This window comes from Emticicia fluvialis (genome assembly GCF_024793945.1).
Lineage (GTDB): Bacteria > Bacteroidota > Bacteroidia > Cytophagales > Spirosomataceae > Emticicia > Emticicia fluvialis.
Window position 1 is genome coordinate 221959 of the sequence record NZ_JANUSD010000007.1, and the last position, 18511, is coordinate 240469.

The window sequence follows — 18511 nt, forward strand, 5'->3', positions numbered from 1 at the left end:
AATATACTTACTAAAAAACAAATTTAAACTTTAAAAATTAATTTTCTTCTGTAAAAATAAAGCAGAATAACATACCATATCAGCAGATAAATCAGCGCACCTGCCAGCGAGGCATTTTTGGGCTCGCTAAATAAAGGAGCAATGTTGTAATCATAAAGCCATGATATTAAACCCGGGTAGTCATTGGCAGCCTTACCGTTTAGCGGAATCTTGATGGCATCAAGCGCCCTTGGAACTATACCCGAAAAGAAGAAAACAACCATTGGGTTTACGCCAAAAATCACAAAGGGCTTTGTCCAGAAATTCACCGCCATTACATCAACCACATAATATAGTATGGCCAGTGTTATTAAAGCCCAACCACTTGTATAAAAAACAAAAGAACTTGTCCATAAAGCCTTGTTGATTGGAAAAACCATATTCCACAATAAGCCAATGCCCACACCGGATAATCCCGCTAATAACAGATATAATGCTTTTTTCTCGCTCGTAAAGCGCGCTGTTGTTAGCATTTTTCCGGTTAAAACACCTGCTAGCCCGGTTGCAATGGCTGGTATGGTACTCAAAATCCCTTCCGGGTCCCAGGTTTTGGAAACACTCCATAAGTGCCCCGGCAGCAAGACGTTATCCAGCCAGGCAGCCAGATTAGTTCCTTTTTCAAAATTGGCTTCACCTATACCCGGCACAGGTACCAAACTCATTAATGCCCAGTAACCCAACAAACAAACCAAAGCAACGGCTATATGCACGGGGGTTTCGGTGGTAGCATACAAAACCGATACTATCAGATACACCAGAGCAATGCGCTGCAATACACCTGGTATGCGAACAGTGCTGAAATCTTCTGCCACAAAAGCCAGTATAATCATCAGCAAAAATAAGGCAGTGGCTACCACAAATTGTCTTTGCCTGTTATAATCGCCCAAAAGCGCTATGGTAATAATGGCGGTTAAGCCTAAACGAACCAGCATAAGCGATACCCCGGCCAGTTCACCTATATGTATTTTAGAATAGAAATTAAGAAACAAACCTAAAAGAAATATCCTGAGCGTGCGGGTAATTATCCGCCCGAAAATAACGCCATCAAAGCGCTTGACTGGCATTGACAAAACCGTAGACACCCCCACTATAAACAGGAAAAACGGAAACACCAGGTCGGTAGGTGTGCATCCGTGCCATTCGGCATGTTCCAGAGGTGGATAGATGTGCCCCCAGTCGCCCGGGTTGTTCACAATAGTCATCAGCATAATAGTCATGCCCCTGAAAACGTCTAGTGACGTCAAGCGTTGTTTCATCTGTATGTTAGTAGGTTATCTTTAGCAATTTAGCGATTAAACAATACATACACCAATGTATTATTACATAAAACATTACACTATTAATTACACTACTGACATACAGCCTTTAAATACTACTATGTTTTTCAATTACGCTATTTCAGTTTAACTAACTATGTATCTCAAACATAAAATTTCGTAGCTTTGGGCATTATCATGGTCATCTGCCCTGATAATGCCTTTTCTCTGCAAAGCATTAATAAATCTGAAATTATTTTATCATTTAAACCAACCTGCAAGGGTATAAAATATATGCAAATCGGAATTGTCGGCCTGGGTAAAATGGGCTATAATCTGGCTCTTAACTTACGAAATCATAACTACGACGTAGTTGCGCAGGATGTAAACACAGAATCGGTTAAAAAAATAGGAGAAGAAGGCGGCATAACCATTGCCTATACGCTTAAAGAGGTATGTGAGAAGCTGACAGGCCGAAGAGTGATATGGCTAATGGTACCGGCAGGAAACATAGTAGACAGCGTTATTGAAGAGTTACTGAATTACCTGTCTCCTAACGACATCGTGATTGACGGCGGTAACTCTCACTTCAAAGAGTCGGTTCGTCGATATAATTATTTAAAATCAAAAAGCATAGAGTACCTCGATTGCGGCACCAGCGGTGGCACCAGCGGTGCCTTAAATGGCGCCTGCACCATGATTGGTGGCGACAAACAAACTTTTGAATACGTTGAAGCCGTGTTTAAAGATATTTCACTGGAAAACGGATACCTCTACACAGGTGCTTCCGGTAGCGGGCATTTTGTAAAGATGGTGCATAACGGTATTGAATACGGTATGATGCAGGCCATTGCCGAGGGTTTTGAAGTTTTTGAACGTTCGGAATACGATATTAATTTTGAAGCTGTTGCCAAGTTGTTCAACCACGGTTCGGTAGTACGAAGCTGGTTGATGGAGCTTACAGAAAACGCATTCAGAAAAGACCCGCACCTGGATGCGATCAAGGGAATTATGCACTCGTCAGGTGAAGGCAAATGGACACTGGAAACCGCGCTTGATTTAGGTGTGCCGACACCTGTTATTGCTTTATCCTTATTAATGCGCTATCGGTCGCAGATAGAAGATACGTTCTCCGGAAAAGTAGTGGCAGCTCTGAGAAATGAATTTGGCGGACACGCCGTAGAAAAAGCGAACGGGTAAGTACTAAAAATGGCAAACACAGTAACAGAATATTTTATTGGCATTGATGTAGGCACTACCACTACCAAAGCCGTTGTATTTGACAGAGCCGGTAATGTGCTGAACCAATACAGCAGTGGCTATGGTATGACCCACCCAAAAGCTAACTGGAGCGAGCAAAACCCTGACGAAATCTATGAGGCATTCAGGGAGGCACTCCATGCAGTTGTAACGCCTGCTATTGCCGAAAAATGCATCATTTCTTTTTCGTCAGCCATGCATGGGCTAATTGCTGTTGACGACACGGGTAAGCCACTCACCAATCTGATTCTGTGGGCTGATAACCGCGCCACCGATTTGGCTGTGCAATTAAAACCTACTGAAACCGGGCAAGAAATTTATCATAGAACGGGCATCCCCATACACCCGTTCTCGGTTTTCAGCAAGATATTGTGGCTGAAAGAAAACGAGCCGGATGTTTACAGGCGTGCGCATCAGTTCATCGGTATTAAAGAATACCTGTGGTTCCGGCTGTTCGGCGATTACACCATTGATTATTCGCTGGCATCGGGCAGTGGATTATTCAACTTTAAAGAAATGGCATGGGACTCTCTGGCTTTGTCAATGCTTGGTATTTCTGAGGCTCAGCTTCCTATGCTGGTACCTACCACTTATATGCGGAAAAATGATACAAATCCATCGCTTCCGTTAGTCAGCTATGTAATTGGTGCAGGAGATGGCCCACTGGCCAATCTTGGTTCTGGCGCTATGAAACCCGGCCAGATGGCTTTTACAATGGGTACCAGCGGTGCCGTAAGAATGTGCGTGCCACTGCCTTACACCGACCCCAAAATGCGTACTTTTAATTTTTACCTTTCAGAAAACCAGTATATCATAGGCGGCGCAACCAACAACGGGGGCATTGTGCTGCAATGGCTGGAAGAACAGATACTGATATCAAAAAATACCAAAGCCCAGTTAATAGCAGAAGCGCAAAAGCTGGAAACGGGCAGCGCAGACCTGTTGTTTTTGCCATATATTTTAGGAGAAAGAGCCCCGGTATGGAATGCCGAAGCTAAGGGCGTTTTCTTCGGCCTGAGCATTACGCATACACAGGCACATCTGGTAAGAGCCGTAATGGAAGGCCTGATACTGAATGTGTATTCTATTGGTAAAATACTGATGGAGCAGCAGCCTGTTAATGAAATATTTGCCAGCGGCGGATTTGCTAAAAGCGACTTCTGGCTTCAGCTGGTGTCCGATATTTTTCAGAAAAAAGTAGTAGTATGCGAGACCGTGGAGGGGTCGGCATGGGGAGCTGCTTTACTGGCCATGCAGGCTTTGGGAATTACAGAAGAAGCGGGGGGAACGGCTGAAGGAAAAGTGTTTTTGCCTGATGCCGAGGCGGGCGAAAAATACCACCGTATTCATGAGAAGTTTGAACGCCTGTATGAGAAACTGAAAGATGAATTTTGACGTATTGCGAAGCGATGCTTCGCATTAGTTCCGCGGAGTGATACTCCGCGAGTCATTGAAGAGCAATTTGAAACTAGAATAATAAAAACTAACCCAAACAGAAATCCACTTAATTTCCTTTAAAAAACAGCTTGAAATTGTGGTACAATCCGGTTGTTCTGAAAGTGAAGTGCTTATGCGAAACGAAGTTGACCACGAAGCTCATACCCATACCAAAAAAGTGAGAAATAAGCGCTCCAAAATCAATACTTTTACCAAAAACAAGCTGTTCTTTTTCAAAAATGGTATATTCTCTTAAAATGTGCAGGCAATAGTAAGCTCCTTTAACGGTTATAATACCCGAAATAAGAGAGACTAACAGAAACTTGATGCCCTCGCGAAAAGAGTTTTTTGAATGCCTTTGATTAAAAGCAAAAATTTTGGTGAGAAAAAAACCGATGATAAAAGCGATAACATAACCAAGGGCAATTGATAGCTGAAACGAAAACCCAAAGAAGTTCTGTGTAATAGAACTTACAATTAATTGTACCATTACACCAGAGCATGCGATAAAAAAATACGAAATCAGCTCTTTATATTTTGCCAGTTTGCCTTCTAACTTTATCACCTGTAATTCTTTTACTATTCGATTAAATTATTGTAATAATAATAGAACGTCAAAAGTAATAAAAATTTATGAGGAAGGCATATTAAATATTGTGGGCGGTTGGCCCACAATATGAATATTAGTATCTCCAGCTTTTTAAGTCTACACCTTTAGGCGCTGTTTTCTTTACTTCTTCTGCCCACTTGGGTATAAACATACGGTGGTAACGTAATCTTGAAATATAATTAGGCTGTGTGTGGTCGCCATTCCAGCAATGCTCGGCTCTGTCGCCGTAATCCACTTCTCCGTCATACGCGGGGTTAGATACCCCCTTCAACATTTCTTCGGCCAGGTACACGGCATTGTTGAGATAGTAATTATCCATATCGCCACAATAAATATGGATTCTACCCTTCCATTTTTCACCGTTTTTTGTCCAGTCACGCTTCATAATATAAGCAAGGTCATAGTTTTCTTTCCAGTAATTGGCCACCTCTTTATCTATCACTCCGGTTTGTTTATCCCATATTCTTTTGGGGTAACCATCTTTGCCAATGGGTGAATACACTGCTTCCCAGATATCAAACTGCTGGCCGCTTCTGGTTTTAGTGCCTAATGCCAGCTCCCGCATGTTCATTTCGGCTACCGTGGCTGATATTTGCCCCAGATAATCACGGTGGCCGGGTCTGGGCAGTTTTTTAAACTGACTGTCGTACCAATACGCATTCTTATCTTCATAAATATTTACGGTTGTAAAAGCTCTGAAATCAATCGGGTCCGGGCATGCCGCATAACAGCCATTGTACTGGTCAGGATACTTGACCTGTACTGCCAGGGCCTCCCAGCCACCCGTTGAGCCACCATAGGTGAATCTTGCCCAACCCTCACCAATACCTCTGAACCGTTTTTCAATTTCCGGAATCAACTCATAGGTAATAGCATCGCCATAAGGCCCGATGTTTTCTGAATTAACTGCGTACGAATCATCGTAAAACGGACAAGCGTGTTGTATCTCGATAGCTATTACCCTCGGAAAATCCTTTCCTGTCCACATTTTATAGAAATCGTAAGCTTCCTGCTGCACTATTTTATTGTAGCCGTATATCTTGAAACGGGCGTTATAATCATTCGGAAGATTGGCATCGGGAGGAGTGGTGCGGAATCCATCAAAATCTTCAGGAAAATGCCCATGAAAAATAGCCAGCGGATACTTCACGTCAGGGTGTTCATCAAAGCCTTCAGGCAACAAAATATGCGCGCCCAAATACATAGGCCTACCCCAGAACTCGGTGAGCATTTTACTCTGTATCTTAATATGTTTGATATACTTAGTATCTTTAGGCTCTTCAACCGGAGGTATTATCTGGTCCAGATTTAACTTCACTATCGCAGCTCCTTTAGGGTCAAATCTTACTTTAACGGGTTTTGAGTACAGGTTTCCCGGTGCCAGATTCCATTGCTGGCCTTCGCCCCTATCCATTGGCATTTTTACGGTATGGCCGTCTTTCCGGTGAAAGGTCTCGTACTTATGTAACAAAACCTGCACGTAATATTCACCTGCCGGCACCTCTTTCAGGTATCTTTTCGGATACCCGAAACTGTTATTGTTGTTTACTATTCTCGCCTGAGAGCCATTCCAGTTTTCAACATCAATGCCAAATACCAGTTGCGTATTCAGGGCATCGGTAATATCAAAACGGGGTTCCCGGTTCGGGTTTGTTGAGAGCATTACCAACAGTCTTCCGTCTAGCAGGCCTTGCTGGCCGAAGGCGGTTACAGAAAACTGCGTTTGCGCAAACCCTGCTACCGACAAAAGCAGAAGGGCGAACAATAGACTTTTTTTCATGAATGTTTAGTTTAGTAGTTTATGGGTTTATCAATGATGTTGCTTGCCATACTTCTTCAGGGCTGTTTCTACATCCAGTTTTGCAGCTCTTATTAATCCATTGCCTGCTTTTTCTGCGGCGGCTATGTCAATATTATGAATATCGTAGGCTTTGCCTCCCAGATCAACCATTATTACATCAAAAGTAAAAGCAGTTTCAGTATTGGCTATAAACCAGTGAATGTTGTTCTTCTCGTCTGAAACAGACGAACTGCTGCCCACACCGGCCGTTTTTTCAATGGTAGGTTTTATAAGCAGGTGTTTATCTTCCTCTGCTACTTTGTCATAGTGCTTCAGTGCAAATTCACCTTTTAAAACCAAATGCGCCGACGACATATTTGAATGCCCATGCGGAATAATAGCACGGCCTTTTTTCATACCAAAAATCTTCCTGATAAAAACTGTTTTTTCAGGCAGCCCATCCAGTTTCGGAAACTTAACCATTCTGGTATTTACACCCAGGTCGGGGTAATCAAACCCACGCGTCAGGGTTTCAAAATCAATAAACTTTAACAGCTCGGATAATTCTATCTGATTAAAGAGCTTTTCAACCTGCTGCTGCCACAAAACCGGTGGAATCTTTTGCAACTTCAGGTCATTACAAATCTCTGTCAATTGTTTTGCCCAGTGCGTGGCAACAGGCCTGACCGAACTTGCAAATGCCTGAGAAGTAAATAAACTCTCTAATAAAAAATAATTGAGAGTTGTGCTCAGCATTGTTTTTCCGAACTCCCGCCGGTTTTGCAACTCCATACAATTATTTAGGTTTTGGGGTATATTGGTTGGCCCGTTCGTTTCTTTCAGCCAGTGTTACGGTTTCCAGAATCCTCTTCTTTCTGGTTTCTTCCTGTTTTGCATTCAGCAGCCATTCAAGAATGCCTCTTTTTACCGACCGGGGAAAAGCCTCAAAATAGGCCTTTGCAGTAGGATTATTATCTAATGCCTGTTGTAAATCTGGCGGATTGATCAGGTTCTCCACGTCATCAAGTGCTGTCCAGTAACCATTTTCTTTGGCGAAATCAATTATTTTTGTGCCAGGTGCTGTCATTAACCCATCGGCAATCAATTTTTCAACCTTTGCCTTGTTTACTCTGCTCCAGTTGCTTTTAGGATTTCGCCTGGCAAAAAACTGATAATAAAAATCATCATTACCACTTTTTATTGAACTATCTACCCACCCGAAGCACAGCGCTTCATGTACGGCTTCATCATAAATGACACTTGGCACCCCGCTTTGCTTTTTGTATAGCTTTAACCAGATGCTCGTGTGCTTATCGTGGTTATCTGAAAGCCATTGTCTCCAGGCCTTTCTGTTCTCAAATGCCATTGCATTAGCCAAATCATTACCAGCCATAATAAATTCAATACAATAATTAAAAACCGTAATTTAAGAGATTGCAAGCAGTAAGGGCGCGTTTCAAGCAACAGCAAAACCACAGCCTGCACGCATTTAACAAATATAATAGCAGGCCATGTAAATAGAAAGTATCGTGCAGGTAATTTAAACGGAAGTTTTTAAGAGGGGCGAGTGTGCAAAAATTGATAAATGCCTGTAAAAAATCAGAGGTACCTTTTCTGGGTACCTCTGGTAGTTTAAGCTGCTACTGTGGGCTCTTTTATGGCCAGTTGACCACAGGCGGCGTCAATATCTTTCCCACGGCTTCGGCGTACATTTACTATTACGCCTTTATCTTCCAGAAATCTTGCAAATTTACCGAGTTTGTCTTCTGTAGTATTTACAAAGTCTGCTTCTGCAATGGGGTTATATTCTATGATATTCACTTTTGCAGGTACTTTCTTGGTAAACTCCCACAATTCTTTAGCATCCTGCAGGCTATCGTTGAAATCATTAAAAACTATGTACTCGAACGTTATCCGGTTACCTGTCTTTTTATAGAAATAATTCAAGGCAGTAGCCAGGTTTTTCAACGAATTGGTTTCGTTAATGGGCATAATCTCGTTACGCTTTACATCATTGGCGGCGTGCAACGACAAAGCCAGATTAAACTTCACGCCATCATCACCCAGTTTCTGAATCATCTTGGCTATACCTGCAGTACTGACGGTAATACGTTTCGGCGACCACCCCAAGCCATCAGGAGATGTAATTCTGTCTATCGATTCAATCATACTGGCATAATTCAACAAGGGTTCACCCATACCCATATATACTATATTGGTAAGCGGAGCCTGATAGTGTTCTTCTGCCTGTTGTTTTATTAATACTACCTGGTCATAAATCTCGGCGGCATCCAGGTTACGCTTGCGGGGCATATAACCGGTTGCACAAAACTTACAGGTGAGCGAACACCCAACCTGCGACGACACACAGGCGGTCATACGGTCATCCGCCGGAATCAAGACCCCTTCCACCAGATTACCATCAAACAATCTGAAGCCCGACTTAATGGTTTTATCGTTCGAAACCTGTTTTCTTAAAACCGATACCGGTCTTATTTCAAAATTCTCTTTCAGTAAATCGCGGGTTTTTAATGAAAGGTTTGTCATTTCATCAAAACTTCTTGCCGATTTTTTCCAGAGCCATTCTAAAACCTGCTTGGCCCGAAACCCCTGCTCTCCATGGCCCGAAAGCCAGGTTTTCAGTTGGTCGGCAGAAAGCTTTCTTATATCTTGTTTTTCCATATTTTCTTCAACTATTTTGCAAAGTTCTGAAATTATCGGGGGTTTTACCAAAATATGCTGAATTATCATAATTCATACCCCGATTGAAGTAAACAATAATGTGCTAACAGAAGTTTGTTAATTGAAAGAATTAAACAAAAATGAAAAGATTTTCAAACAAGGTTGTCTGGATTACGGGGGCTTCTTCCGGCATCGGCGAAGCCACCGCTTATGAATTTGCCAAAGAAGGCGCAAGACTGGTTCTATCGGCAAGGCGCCTGGATGAGCTTCTGAGGGTTAAACAAAACACAGGCCTGCCTTATGCCGATGTGCTGGTTTTACCAATTGATGTAGAGCGCCAGGATGAGTTTCCGGAAAAAGTACAGGCTGTTATCAGGCATTTCGGCAGGATTGATGTGTTGTTCAACAATGCCGGGATATCACAACGAAGTTCAGTAGCTGAAAGCAGTATGGAGGTGTACCGCAAAATTATGGATATCAATTTCTTTGGTGTGATAGCGCTAACGAAAGCGGTTTTGCCTGTAATGGTAGAACAGAAATCGGGCCATATTGCTGTTACAAGCAGTATATCTGGCAAGTTGGGTACGCCTATGCGCTCAGGCTATTGCGCTACCAAGCACGCCCTGCATGGTTTTTTTGATTCTTTGCGTGCCGAGGTCTGGAAAGAGAAAATAAATGTAACCATTATTTGCCCGGGTTATATACATACAGATATATCAATCAATGCCATAGCAGGTGATGGTGGGAAACATGGTAAAATGGATAAAAATCAGGAAACGGGAATATCGCCGGAAGCATGTGCAAGCGAGATTGTAAATGCCATTGCCAAAGGCAAAGAAGAGGTGTACATCGGGCGTAAAGAAGTAATGGGTGTGTACCTGAAAAGGTTCTTCCCGGGTATTCTTTCAAAAATTGTTAGAAACCAAATGCCCAAATAATATTCGGCAAAAATTACAATTGATAAAATTTTAAACAAAGGCTCCAAAACTGGAGCCTTTGTCTTTTCCAGGAATAATACAACACTATTTGGCCTATTGTCCATTTATTTGTAAAAAAAATTAAAAATTTACTTTTTTTTAATTTCACTTGACATTTTAACAAAAAAACTTACTAATTTAACGCCTCAATAGGTGGCCTAACCCATGTATTGCATTTACTAAACTAAAAAAACAAACTAAACAAACTGTATGAGGAAACTTCTACTTGCCAGCATAATGCTGGTATTGGGTAGCTATGCTTATGCCCAAAATGTCAATGTAACTGGAAAAGTTACGGCTGATGATGGCTCCGTTCTACCAGGAGTGAGTGTCGTAGTAAAAGGCACTAATCAAGGTGTTCAAACAGATGCAAGTGGTATCTACAAAATTTCTGCAAAGAAAGGCGCCTCTCTATTATTCAGTTTTATTGGCTTTGAATCGCAAACCATTGCAATTGGTAACTCATCTACTATTGATGTAACACTTAAAGCCGATGCGGCTCAGCTGAACGAAGTAGTTGTAACAGCTCAGGGTATTCGTAAAAACCTGAGAGAGGTTGGTTACGCTTATTCAAAAGTTAGTACAGAAGACGTAACGGTGGGTCGTTCTCCGCAGTTAGCTCAGGCACTTTCTGGTAAAGTAACCGGTTTGGCGGTCTACAACGTTAACAATAGCGTTGACCCACAGGTGAAAGTGGTATTACGTGGTTTCCGCTCATTGACGGGTAACAACGAAGCCCTTATTGTTCTTGATGGTATTCAGACCACCTCTACTGTGCTTGCGCTAATTAACCCTAATGATATCGAAAACATCTCGATTCTTAAAGGTGGCCAGGCCGCAACTCTTTATGGTTCGGCCGGTATCAACGGTGCTTTGGTAATTACCACTAAAAAAGGTACAAAAGGTAAACTTAAAGTAAATTACTCTAATAGTACAAACCTTGAGCAAATCAGCTTTTTACCTGAGTTTCAGGATAAATATGGTTCTGGTTCTCACTACTACCCTTCTTATGGCTCGGCAGGTTACAGCAGCGACCCCCTTGTGCGTATGAAAGGCAACTGGCGTTCTTATGAAAACCAACAATTCGGTGACCCTTTTGATGGTTCGCTTCGTCAGTTAGGCCGTTCGGCATCAGATGGTACCACAAACATTTTACCATACGCAGCTGTAAAAAATGCGCGTTACAAAGCATTTGATACTGGCGTATCAATGAACAACCAGATTGGTTTTACCGGTGGTGACGAAAACGGCACCTACTATATGTCGTTAGAAAATCAGAAAATTCAGGGCATTGTACCTGGCGATAAAAGTGAAAGAACAGGTGCTAGGGTTGCCTCATCAAGAGACTACAACAAACTAAATGTAGGTTTCAATGCAAGTTATACACAGGCAAAATATGACAGAACAAACTCAGACTTCTATAACGACGTAATCAACCAGCCTGCCAACCTTCCACTACAGGATTATCGCGACTGGCAAAACAACAAATTTGCTAATCCGAATGCCTTTTTTAACGATTACTACAACAACCCTTACTTTAACGCAGATAACCAACGTAGGGTTTATAAAGATGCAAACATTTCAGGAACGCTTAGCTTAACTTATAAAGTTACCCCTTGGGCAACATTAAGCAACCGCCTGGGTGCTATGAATAACTCACGTACACAGAAAAGTACTACAGGTAAGTTCTTGTATTCAGACTACGCCAAAACCAAGGCTTTTATTGCTGAACCTTTCTATCGTGATGGTGACGGTACTGGTGTTTATCGTGCCGTTACTGACATATTAGGTGGGGTTACAGATTACACCAAAACTGAAAACGTAATCAATAATGAATTTCAGTTGACGTTAGAAAAAGACTTCGGCCCGTTTGCTAATAAATTAATTTTAGGTAATAGTGTTTATCAAAAGTATATCAAAGAAGTACAGGTTGGTTCAAGCTCAATTGTGGTACCTGGTGTTTACAACGTTTCGAACCGTCAGGGTGAGTTAACAGGTTTCGAAAACACTTACATGAACCGTCGCGTAGGCTACTATGCTGACTTATCAAGCAACTTCAAAAACTGGCTGATTCTGAACGGCACTTTCCGGTATGATCAGACATCGCTATTCTATAAACCGGGTCGCCCTAAAAACCTTTGGTCGTACCCTTATTATGGCGTTGCGCTATCATTTATCCCTACCGATGCGTTCCCATCGCTTAAAAGCAATGTGTTGAACTACGCCAAATTACGTGTTAATTACAACAAAAACGCAAATGACAATATTGACGTTTATGGCCTTGACCTGACATATCCAAATGGCGCTAACTTCCCATTTGGTAATACGGTAGGTTTAACTGTAGGCAATACTTTGCCTGATGTAAACTTAAAGCCGGAATCGGTAACTTCAGGAGAGATCGGCGGTGAATTCCAGTTGTTCAACAACCGCGTTAATATTGACGTTTCAGCTTATACCCAGAAATCTGTTGGCCAGGTAATTACTGTAAAAGTACCAAACTCTACCGGCTTCCCGAACTTATTGATTAATGTTGGTGAAACTAAAAACTTCGGTTATGAAGGTGAGTTTAAATACCTTATCTCAAAAGGCACAAAATTCTCATGGGATGCCAGTGTAAGGTATTCTTACAATGATAACAAGGTATTGGAATTGTATCCTGGTATAAACGAGTTCGTACTTGCTGATGGCTTCTCGTATGCAAATACAAACGTAATAAAAGGTTCTCGCTTCCCGATGCTGAAAACTGATGGGTATCAATATGCCCCTGATGGGTCTGGCTATCGTTTGGTTAGTGCAACTACCGGGTATCCGTTGCGTCAGACAACCCTTACCCCAAGAGGTGGCACATTGCCGCGTCACATTGTTGGTCTTGGCTCAAGATTGAATTATGGCAACTTTACATTTACGTTTAACTTCGAATATCGTGGAGGCAACTATATGTTTAGCGACCTAGGACGTCAGATGACCTTTACCGGTTCTGGTAAATGGACAGAAAACAGAACTGACCAGATTTTCCCGAACTCTGCTTACTTAGATGATAAAGGTAAAGTAGTACCTAACACTACCGTTAAGGTACGTGAACCTGAGTACGCTCTTTGGGTTGACCAATACCGGAATATTGCAGAGAACTTCGTAGCTCCGGCCTGGTTCATTAAACTGCGTGATATCAACCTTTCTTACAGCGTTCCGCAAAGTTTCCTTACCAAAACAAAAATATTCTCTGGTGCGAGCATAGCTCTGTACGGTCGTAACCTGTTTACTATAGTAGACAAATTGAACTACTACACAGACCCTGAGTATAGCAGAAGTACAGGAAACGGCTTAGGTCTTAACAGTACTGGCCAAACCCCTCCTGTGCGCCAGTACGGTGTAAACGTTAACCTTACATTTTAATCAACATTATCATTGACTAAACATGAAATTAAAATCATTTATTATATCAGCTCTGGTTGTTTTGGTTGGTAGTAGCTGTAAGGAGTCTTACTTCGACATTAACACTAACCCTAACTCCCTACCTACTGCTTCGCCAAACTACGTATTTACCAATGCACTGAACGTTTCAGCCAATAACATTGCCGGCAATACAAACACAGGAGGTTCAAGCGAAATTGGCTTTTATTGGGCCGGACAATGGACACAAGGTAACGGGTACATCATTAATACCGCCCAGTTTGCCTATAACTTTACCAACGGAGATTTTAACTATTGGGATGGCTATTATGATAACCTTCAGGATTACGAATATGTAATTAAAAATGCTGATGCCAATAATCAAGCCTTCTTAAAAGGACCAGCTAAAGTAATGAAAGCTATGTTGTTTCAACAACTGGTTGATATGTATGGCAATGTGCCTTATACTGATGCATTGAAGGGAACGGCTTCTTTGGCTCCGAAATTTGATGATCAGAAAACAGTATATGAAAACCTGATTAAGTTGTTGGATGAAGCCATCGGAGACCTGAAAGCCAATGCTTTTGCAAGTGCATTTTCTGGTTCTGACATTGTATTCAAAGGAAACAATACTAAATGGATTCAGTTTGCTAACTCTTTGAAATTGCGTATACTGATTCGCCAAACAAAAATTTCGGGAAGAGATTCTTATATTAAACCTGAAATCAACAAAATTGTCAGCGAAGGTACAGGCTTTATTACCGGTGAAGATGTAGGCCTGGGTGGTTCATCGTTCTTCCTTGCCACTGCCGGAAAATTAAACCCTGTGTATGACCGTTGGGGATATGACGCAAATGGTGCTAAAAGAGCATTGAATAACTATCCTCGCCCAACACAATTCCTAATTAACAGCCTTAAAGCAGCGGGTGATACCCTTCGTATGAAGAGAATTGCTTATGCTAACAGTGGCGAAAACGGCAGCGCACCAGGTACAAGCATTTTGAAAGAACTAGCGGCAAACTATTCAGGCACACCATTTGGTGTTAGTTCAGGTTACCTACCTGCCAATACTGTATCTTTAGGACCAAGCCTAATTGTAAAAGGTGAATACAACAGACCTTATATTTTGATGACTGCTTCTGAAGTTCAGTTTTTATTGGCAGAAGCAAAACAGCGATATGCCGATGTTACGCTTCCAAAAACCGCTAAAGAGTATTTTGAAGAAGGTATCAAACAATCTTTCCGTGTTTTGGGGGCTAGCACTTCAGGTGCCGAAGCTTACAAAGGAAGTGGCATTGTAAACTATGACTGGGATGCTTCATCAGATAAACTAGCAGCCATTGCTATTCAGAAATGGATTTCGTTTGTAAACTTTAACGGTCTTGAAGCGTGGGCTGAATACAGAAGAACTAATCTTCCGGTTACGCCTCAAACTATCCAATTACCTGGTGAAACCAAACGTCCGCTTCGTTTCTTCTATCCGGGCACTGAATTGGGTTCTAACGGTGAAAATGTAAAAGCACAAGGTACGATAGATGTATTCACGACCAGAATTTTCTGGGATGTAGACTAACAACCTGGTACCGATAAAAAAAAGACAACAGGCGTACCTGTTGTCTTTTTTTTATACCTCAACAAATACAAATTATTAAGAAAACCGGTTTAGCATAGCAAAATATATCTGTTTGTCTGCTAAACTTCAGGTTGCCCTTCGTCGAAAAATAAATCAGAAAAATCGTTACAAGAAATTAATTCATCTAAAAAGATATTTAAATTTTTTTAAAAAGTATCTCAAATTTCAAAAAAACACTATACCTTAGTACCAAAGTACAAACGTATTGTATAATTAATTAGCTAAACAAACTAACGAACTGTATGAAGAAACTTCTACTGGCCTGCTTTATGCTGGCTTGGGCGAGTTTTACATTTGCCCAAGATGTGACCGTAACCGGAAAGGTTACCGCTGATGACGGCTCCGCACTACCCGGAGTAAGCGTTATTCTGAAAGGAACAACAAAAGGTACACAAACCAATGCCGACGGTAATTATTCAATTGCTGCAACAAAAGGCTCCTCTCTCCTATTTAGTTTTATAGGCTTTGAATCACAAACAGTTGCAGTTGGCAATATGTCTGTTATCAATGTTACCTTAAAGAGCGACGCCGCACAATTGAATGAAGTTGTGGTAACTGCATTGGGTATCTCTCGTGAAAAAAAATCACTTACCTACACGGCTCAAAGCATTAGTTCAGACAAACTAACGGTTTCTCGTGATGCCAACGTGGGTAATGCCCTTGCCGGTAAAATTGCCGGTGTGCAGGTATTGGGTCAGTCGGGCGCCAAATTTGGTTCACCAAATATCCGTATACGTGGTGTAAACTCTCTTACAGGCGGAGACCCCCTTTATGTGGTAGATGGTACGCCGGTAGGTAGCATTGCCGATGTAAACATGGACGATGTTGAAAACCTGACTGTATTGAAAGGGCCATCGGCTACTGCTCTGTATGGTAACCGTGCATCTGGCGGGGTAATTGTAATTACAACCAAACGTGCCAAATCAGGTGAGACCACCTTTACTATCAACCATAGTACTACTATGGATCGCGTGGGTCTGCTACCAAAATATCAGAACGAATACGGTGGTGGTTACTCTCAGGATTGGGAAACATTTAACTATAACCCTGCTATTCACCCTGCTGCCTGGGCTTCTTACAACGGACAAAAAATCCTTGACTACTCGGCTGATGAAAGCTGGGGGCCACGCCTTGACGGCTCACCTCACCGCTCAGCGTTTTCTTGGCAGCCTGGCCCTGAATTTGGCAAGCTGACACCATTTGAGGCTTCTCCAAACAACGTAAGAGATTTCTTTGAGAAACCTTTCAGCCACAATACAAACCTTGCGTTTGCTAAAGGTGGCGATAATTTCCAAAGCCGCGTTTCATATACTCATCTTGACAACAACGGTATTATACCTAACAGCAAGCAGTTGAGAGATTATATCAGCGCCAAGAACACTTTTAATATTACAAAGAAATTTTCAGCAACGCTTGATATTACCTACTCAGCCACACGTGCCAAAAACGTACCTGCAGATAACTACGGTTCGTCAGGTGGTACAACAGGAAGCATGGGCTTGCCTACTGGTGTGCCGGTAGCTGCGGTTGGCTATAACCAGACTGTGGGTTCATTTAACCAGTGGTTCCAACGCCAGTTGAAAATAGAAGACCTCAGAAATTACAAAAATCCTGACGGAACTTACAGAAGCTGGAATATTGGTGGCCCACTTGACCCAAAACCAAAATACTGGGACAGCCCTTATACGCAGATGTATGAAAGTACTAACCTGAACAATAACGACCGTATCTATGGTAGCTTTGGGTTGAGTTATAAAATCTTCGATTTCCTTACTGCTTCTGTAACTACTCGCAGAGACTGGAGAAATTACTACGGAGAAGGCCGTATTGCAACAGGAACCCTGAACGCAGGTGGATTGGGTGCCTATGCTAACTATACAACTTCCGGCTATGAAAACAACCATGAAGCCTTGTTGGCACTTGACAAAACACTAGGCAAAATATCATTGGTTGGAACTGCCGGTGGCAACATCAGATATTCAAGAACAACTGTGCTTTCGCAAGCTACCTCGGGTGGCCTTACGTCTCCGGGCTTCTATAACATAGCGGCTTCAAAAGACCGTCCTTCTGTTGGCAACAGTTTAATTGAAAGACAAGTAAACAGTTTGTTTGGTAGTGCAAGTATCGGTTATGACAATACATACTTCTTAGAAGGAACTATTCGTAACGACTGGTCGTCAACGCTACCGGTTGCGCACAATTCTTACACCTATCCATCAGTAGGTGCCAGTGTTGTAGTTTCAGAGCTGATTCCGAAAAACAGCATTTTGTCATTTGCTAAAATCAGAGGTAGCTATGCACAGGTAGGTACCGACGTTGACCCGTACAGAATTTATCAGACCTATTCAATTGGTAATGCGTTCGGCTCAAACCCGACTTTGTATCTGCCAACACAACTACCAAATGCCGACCTTAAACCAGGCCTTTCATCAGCCTATGAGGGAGGTATTGACCTGAAATTCCTGAATAATCGTATCAGCGTTGAGTTTACAGCTTATAAAAACCAGAACAAAAATCAGATTCTTGCATTGTCTGTACCACCAGCCAGTGGTTACGGTTCAACACTTATCAATGCCGGTATGATTGAAACCAAAGGTTTTGAATTACACATAGGGGCTACTCCTATCAGAACCACCGGCGGATTTACCTGGGATGTGGATATTAACTTAGACCGCAGTACATCAAAAATTGTTGAATTGCAGGAAGGTCTTACTAATTATCAGTTAGGTGGCCCAACCTGGAGAACCTTAACTGTAAACGCCCGTGTAGGTGAACAATGGGGTATTTTACAAGGCAAAGGATATGTAACTAATGACAAAGGCGAAAAAGTGGTAGGAGCCGATGGCCATTACTTAGTGCAGGACAACAAATTGCTTGGTTCGGTACTGCCTAAGTTCAAAGGTGGTTTGTTGAACGTATTTACCTACAAAAATTTATCGCTAAGAGCTAATATCGACTTCATTGTGGGAGGAAAATTCTTCTCTACAACCCGTATGTTTAACGCTTATGCTGGTCTTGCTGCCGAAACGGCCGGCCTGAACGAATTGGGTAAACCAAAACGTGACCCGGTTTCAGCAGGTGGTGGTATTTTGTTGCCCGGCGTTACTGCTGACGGCAAACCTAATACTGTTCGTGTTGAAACGCAGGAGTTTTATGAAGACAAAATGTTTGGATTTAACGAAGCATGGATTTATGACCAGACTTACGTAAAACTAAGAGAGGTTTCGTTGGGATACAACATTCCTAAAGGATTTTTGAATGGTAAAGCATTTAAATCAGCCAGAGTTTCATTGATTGTTCGTAACCCTGTGTTGATTTACAGCGCCGCTGGTGGTGGTATTGATATCTCGGAAGCTGAACTTTACTGGACAGAAGGTGGACAGTTGCCTCCGGTACGTTCATACGGTATCAACCTTAATTTAGGATTCTAATCTCAGAAAATCAGTA

12 protein-coding genes are annotated in these 18511 nt (G+C 42.1%); 6 read left to right on the forward strand and 6 right to left on the reverse strand.

Annotated elements, in window-relative coordinates; all coding sequences use genetic code 11:
• Positions 1 to 23: 23 nt before the first annotated feature.
• Entirely contained in the window at positions 24 to 1295 is a 1272-nt protein-coding gene (locus NZ848_RS10445) for an acyltransferase family protein (protein ID WP_259015441.1), read from the reverse strand.
• A 294-nt stretch (positions 1296 to 1589) separates the two neighbouring features.
• Here NZ848_RS10445 and gnd point away from each other — a divergent pair, with 294 nt between their 5' ends.
• Entirely contained in the window at positions 1590 to 2495 is a 906-nt protein-coding gene (gene gnd / locus NZ848_RS10450; RefSeq protein WP_253531192.1) for a phosphogluconate dehydrogenase (NAD(+)-dependent, decarboxylating), read from the forward strand.
• 9 nt (positions 2496 to 2504) lie between these two features.
• Positions 2505 to 3950, forward strand: coding sequence for a gluconokinase (locus tag NZ848_RS10455; RefSeq protein ID WP_259015442.1), 1446 nt, complete (start codon positions 2505 to 2507; stop codon positions 3948 to 3950).
• Between the two features lie 109 nt (positions 3951 to 4059).
• Here the strand turns inward: NZ848_RS10455 and NZ848_RS10460 are convergent, their stop codons facing one another.
• The 5 genes from NZ848_RS10460 to rlmN form a co-directional block, all read right to left on the reverse strand.
• Positions 4060 to 4557: a GtrA family protein gene (locus NZ848_RS10460; protein WP_101724689.1), complete on the reverse strand. Its 498-nt coding sequence runs from the start codon at positions 4555 to 4557 to the stop codon at positions 4060 to 4062.
• Positions 4558 to 4675: 118 nt separating this feature from the next.
• Positions 4676 to 6382 carry a hypothetical protein gene (locus tag NZ848_RS10465; RefSeq protein ID WP_259015443.1) on the reverse strand — a complete coding sequence of 569 codons (1707 nt, stop codon included), beginning with the start codon at positions 6380 to 6382 and terminating at the stop codon, positions 4676 to 4678.
• A 30-nt stretch (positions 6383 to 6412) separates the two neighbouring features.
• The gene (locus NZ848_RS10470; RefSeq protein ID WP_259015444.1) at positions 6413 to 7138 is read right to left on the reverse strand and encodes a hypothetical protein; all 726 of its coding nucleotides are present in this window, start codon (positions 7136 to 7138) and stop codon (positions 6413 to 6415) included.
• A 40-nt stretch (positions 7139 to 7178) separates the two neighbouring features.
• Entirely contained in the window at positions 7179 to 7775 is a 597-nt protein-coding gene (locus NZ848_RS10475; RefSeq protein WP_259015445.1) for a YdeI/OmpD-associated family protein, read from the reverse strand.
• Positions 7776 to 8014: 239 nt separating this feature from the next.
• Positions 8015 to 9064, reverse strand: a complete 1050-nt coding sequence (gene rlmN, locus NZ848_RS10480) for a 23S rRNA (adenine(2503)-C(2))-methyltransferase RlmN (protein WP_259015446.1) — start codon at positions 9062 to 9064, stop codon at positions 8015 to 8017.
• 140 nt (positions 9065 to 9204) lie between these two features.
• Here rlmN and NZ848_RS10485 point away from each other — a divergent pair, with 140 nt between their 5' ends.
• The 4 genes from NZ848_RS10485 to NZ848_RS10500 all read left to right on the forward strand — a co-directional run bounded on the left by NZ848_RS10485 (position 9205) and on the right by NZ848_RS10500 (position 18495).
• Positions 9205 to 10002 carry an SDR family oxidoreductase gene (locus tag NZ848_RS10485; RefSeq protein WP_259015447.1) on the forward strand — a complete coding sequence of 266 codons (798 nt, stop codon included), beginning with the start codon at positions 9205 to 9207 and terminating at the stop codon, positions 10000 to 10002.
• Between the two features lie 249 nt (positions 10003 to 10251).
• Complete coding sequence (locus NZ848_RS10490) at positions 10252 to 13434, forward strand: SusC/RagA family TonB-linked outer membrane protein (RefSeq protein WP_259015448.1); 3183 nt, start codon at positions 10252 to 10254, stop codon at positions 13432 to 13434.
• A gap of 22 nt (positions 13435 to 13456) precedes the next feature.
• Complete coding sequence (locus NZ848_RS10495; RefSeq protein WP_259015449.1) at positions 13457 to 15004, forward strand: SusD/RagB family nutrient-binding outer membrane lipoprotein; 1548 nt, start codon at positions 13457 to 13459, stop codon at positions 15002 to 15004.
• Positions 15005 to 15306: 302 nt separating this feature from the next.
• Positions 15307 to 18495: a SusC/RagA family TonB-linked outer membrane protein gene (locus NZ848_RS10500; protein WP_259015450.1), complete on the forward strand. Its 3189-nt coding sequence runs from the start codon at positions 15307 to 15309 to the stop codon at positions 18493 to 18495.
• Positions 18496 to 18511 lie beyond the last annotated feature (16 nt).

Coding starts and splice junctions, on each gene's coding strand:
- NZ848_RS10455 (WP_259015442.1), top strand. CDS start 2,505: ATGGCAAACACAGTAACAGAATATTTTATTGGCATTGATGTAGGCACT.
- gnd (WP_253531192.1), top strand. CDS start 1,590: ATGCAAATCGGAATTGTCGGCCTGGGTAAAATGGGCTATAATCTGGCT.
- NZ848_RS10490 (WP_259015448.1), top strand. CDS start 10,252: ATGAGGAAACTTCTACTTGCCAGCATAATGCTGGTATTGGGTAGCTAT.
- NZ848_RS10495 (WP_259015449.1), top strand. CDS start 13,457: ATGAAATTAAAATCATTTATTATATCAGCTCTGGTTGTTTTGGTTGGT.
- NZ848_RS10470 (WP_259015444.1), bottom strand. CDS start 7,138: ATGCTGAGCACAACTCTCAATTATTTTTTATTAGAGAGTTTATTTACT.
- rlmN (WP_259015446.1), bottom strand. CDS start 9,064: ATGGAAAAACAAGATATAAGAAAGCTTTCTGCCGACCAACTGAAAACC.
- NZ848_RS10475 (WP_259015445.1), bottom strand. CDS start 7,775: ATGGCTGGTAATGATTTGGCTAATGCAATGGCATTTGAGAACAGAAAG.
- NZ848_RS10465 (WP_259015443.1), bottom strand. CDS start 6,382: ATGAAAAAAAGTCTATTGTTCGCCCTTCTGCTTTTGTCGGTAGCAGGG.
- NZ848_RS10500 (WP_259015450.1), top strand. CDS start 15,307: ATGAAGAAACTTCTACTGGCCTGCTTTATGCTGGCTTGGGCGAGTTTT.
- NZ848_RS10445 (WP_259015441.1), bottom strand. CDS start 1,295: ATGAAACAACGCTTGACGTCACTAGACGTTTTCAGGGGCATGACTATT.
- NZ848_RS10485 (WP_259015447.1), top strand. CDS start 9,205: ATGAAAAGATTTTCAAACAAGGTTGTCTGGATTACGGGGGCTTCTTCC.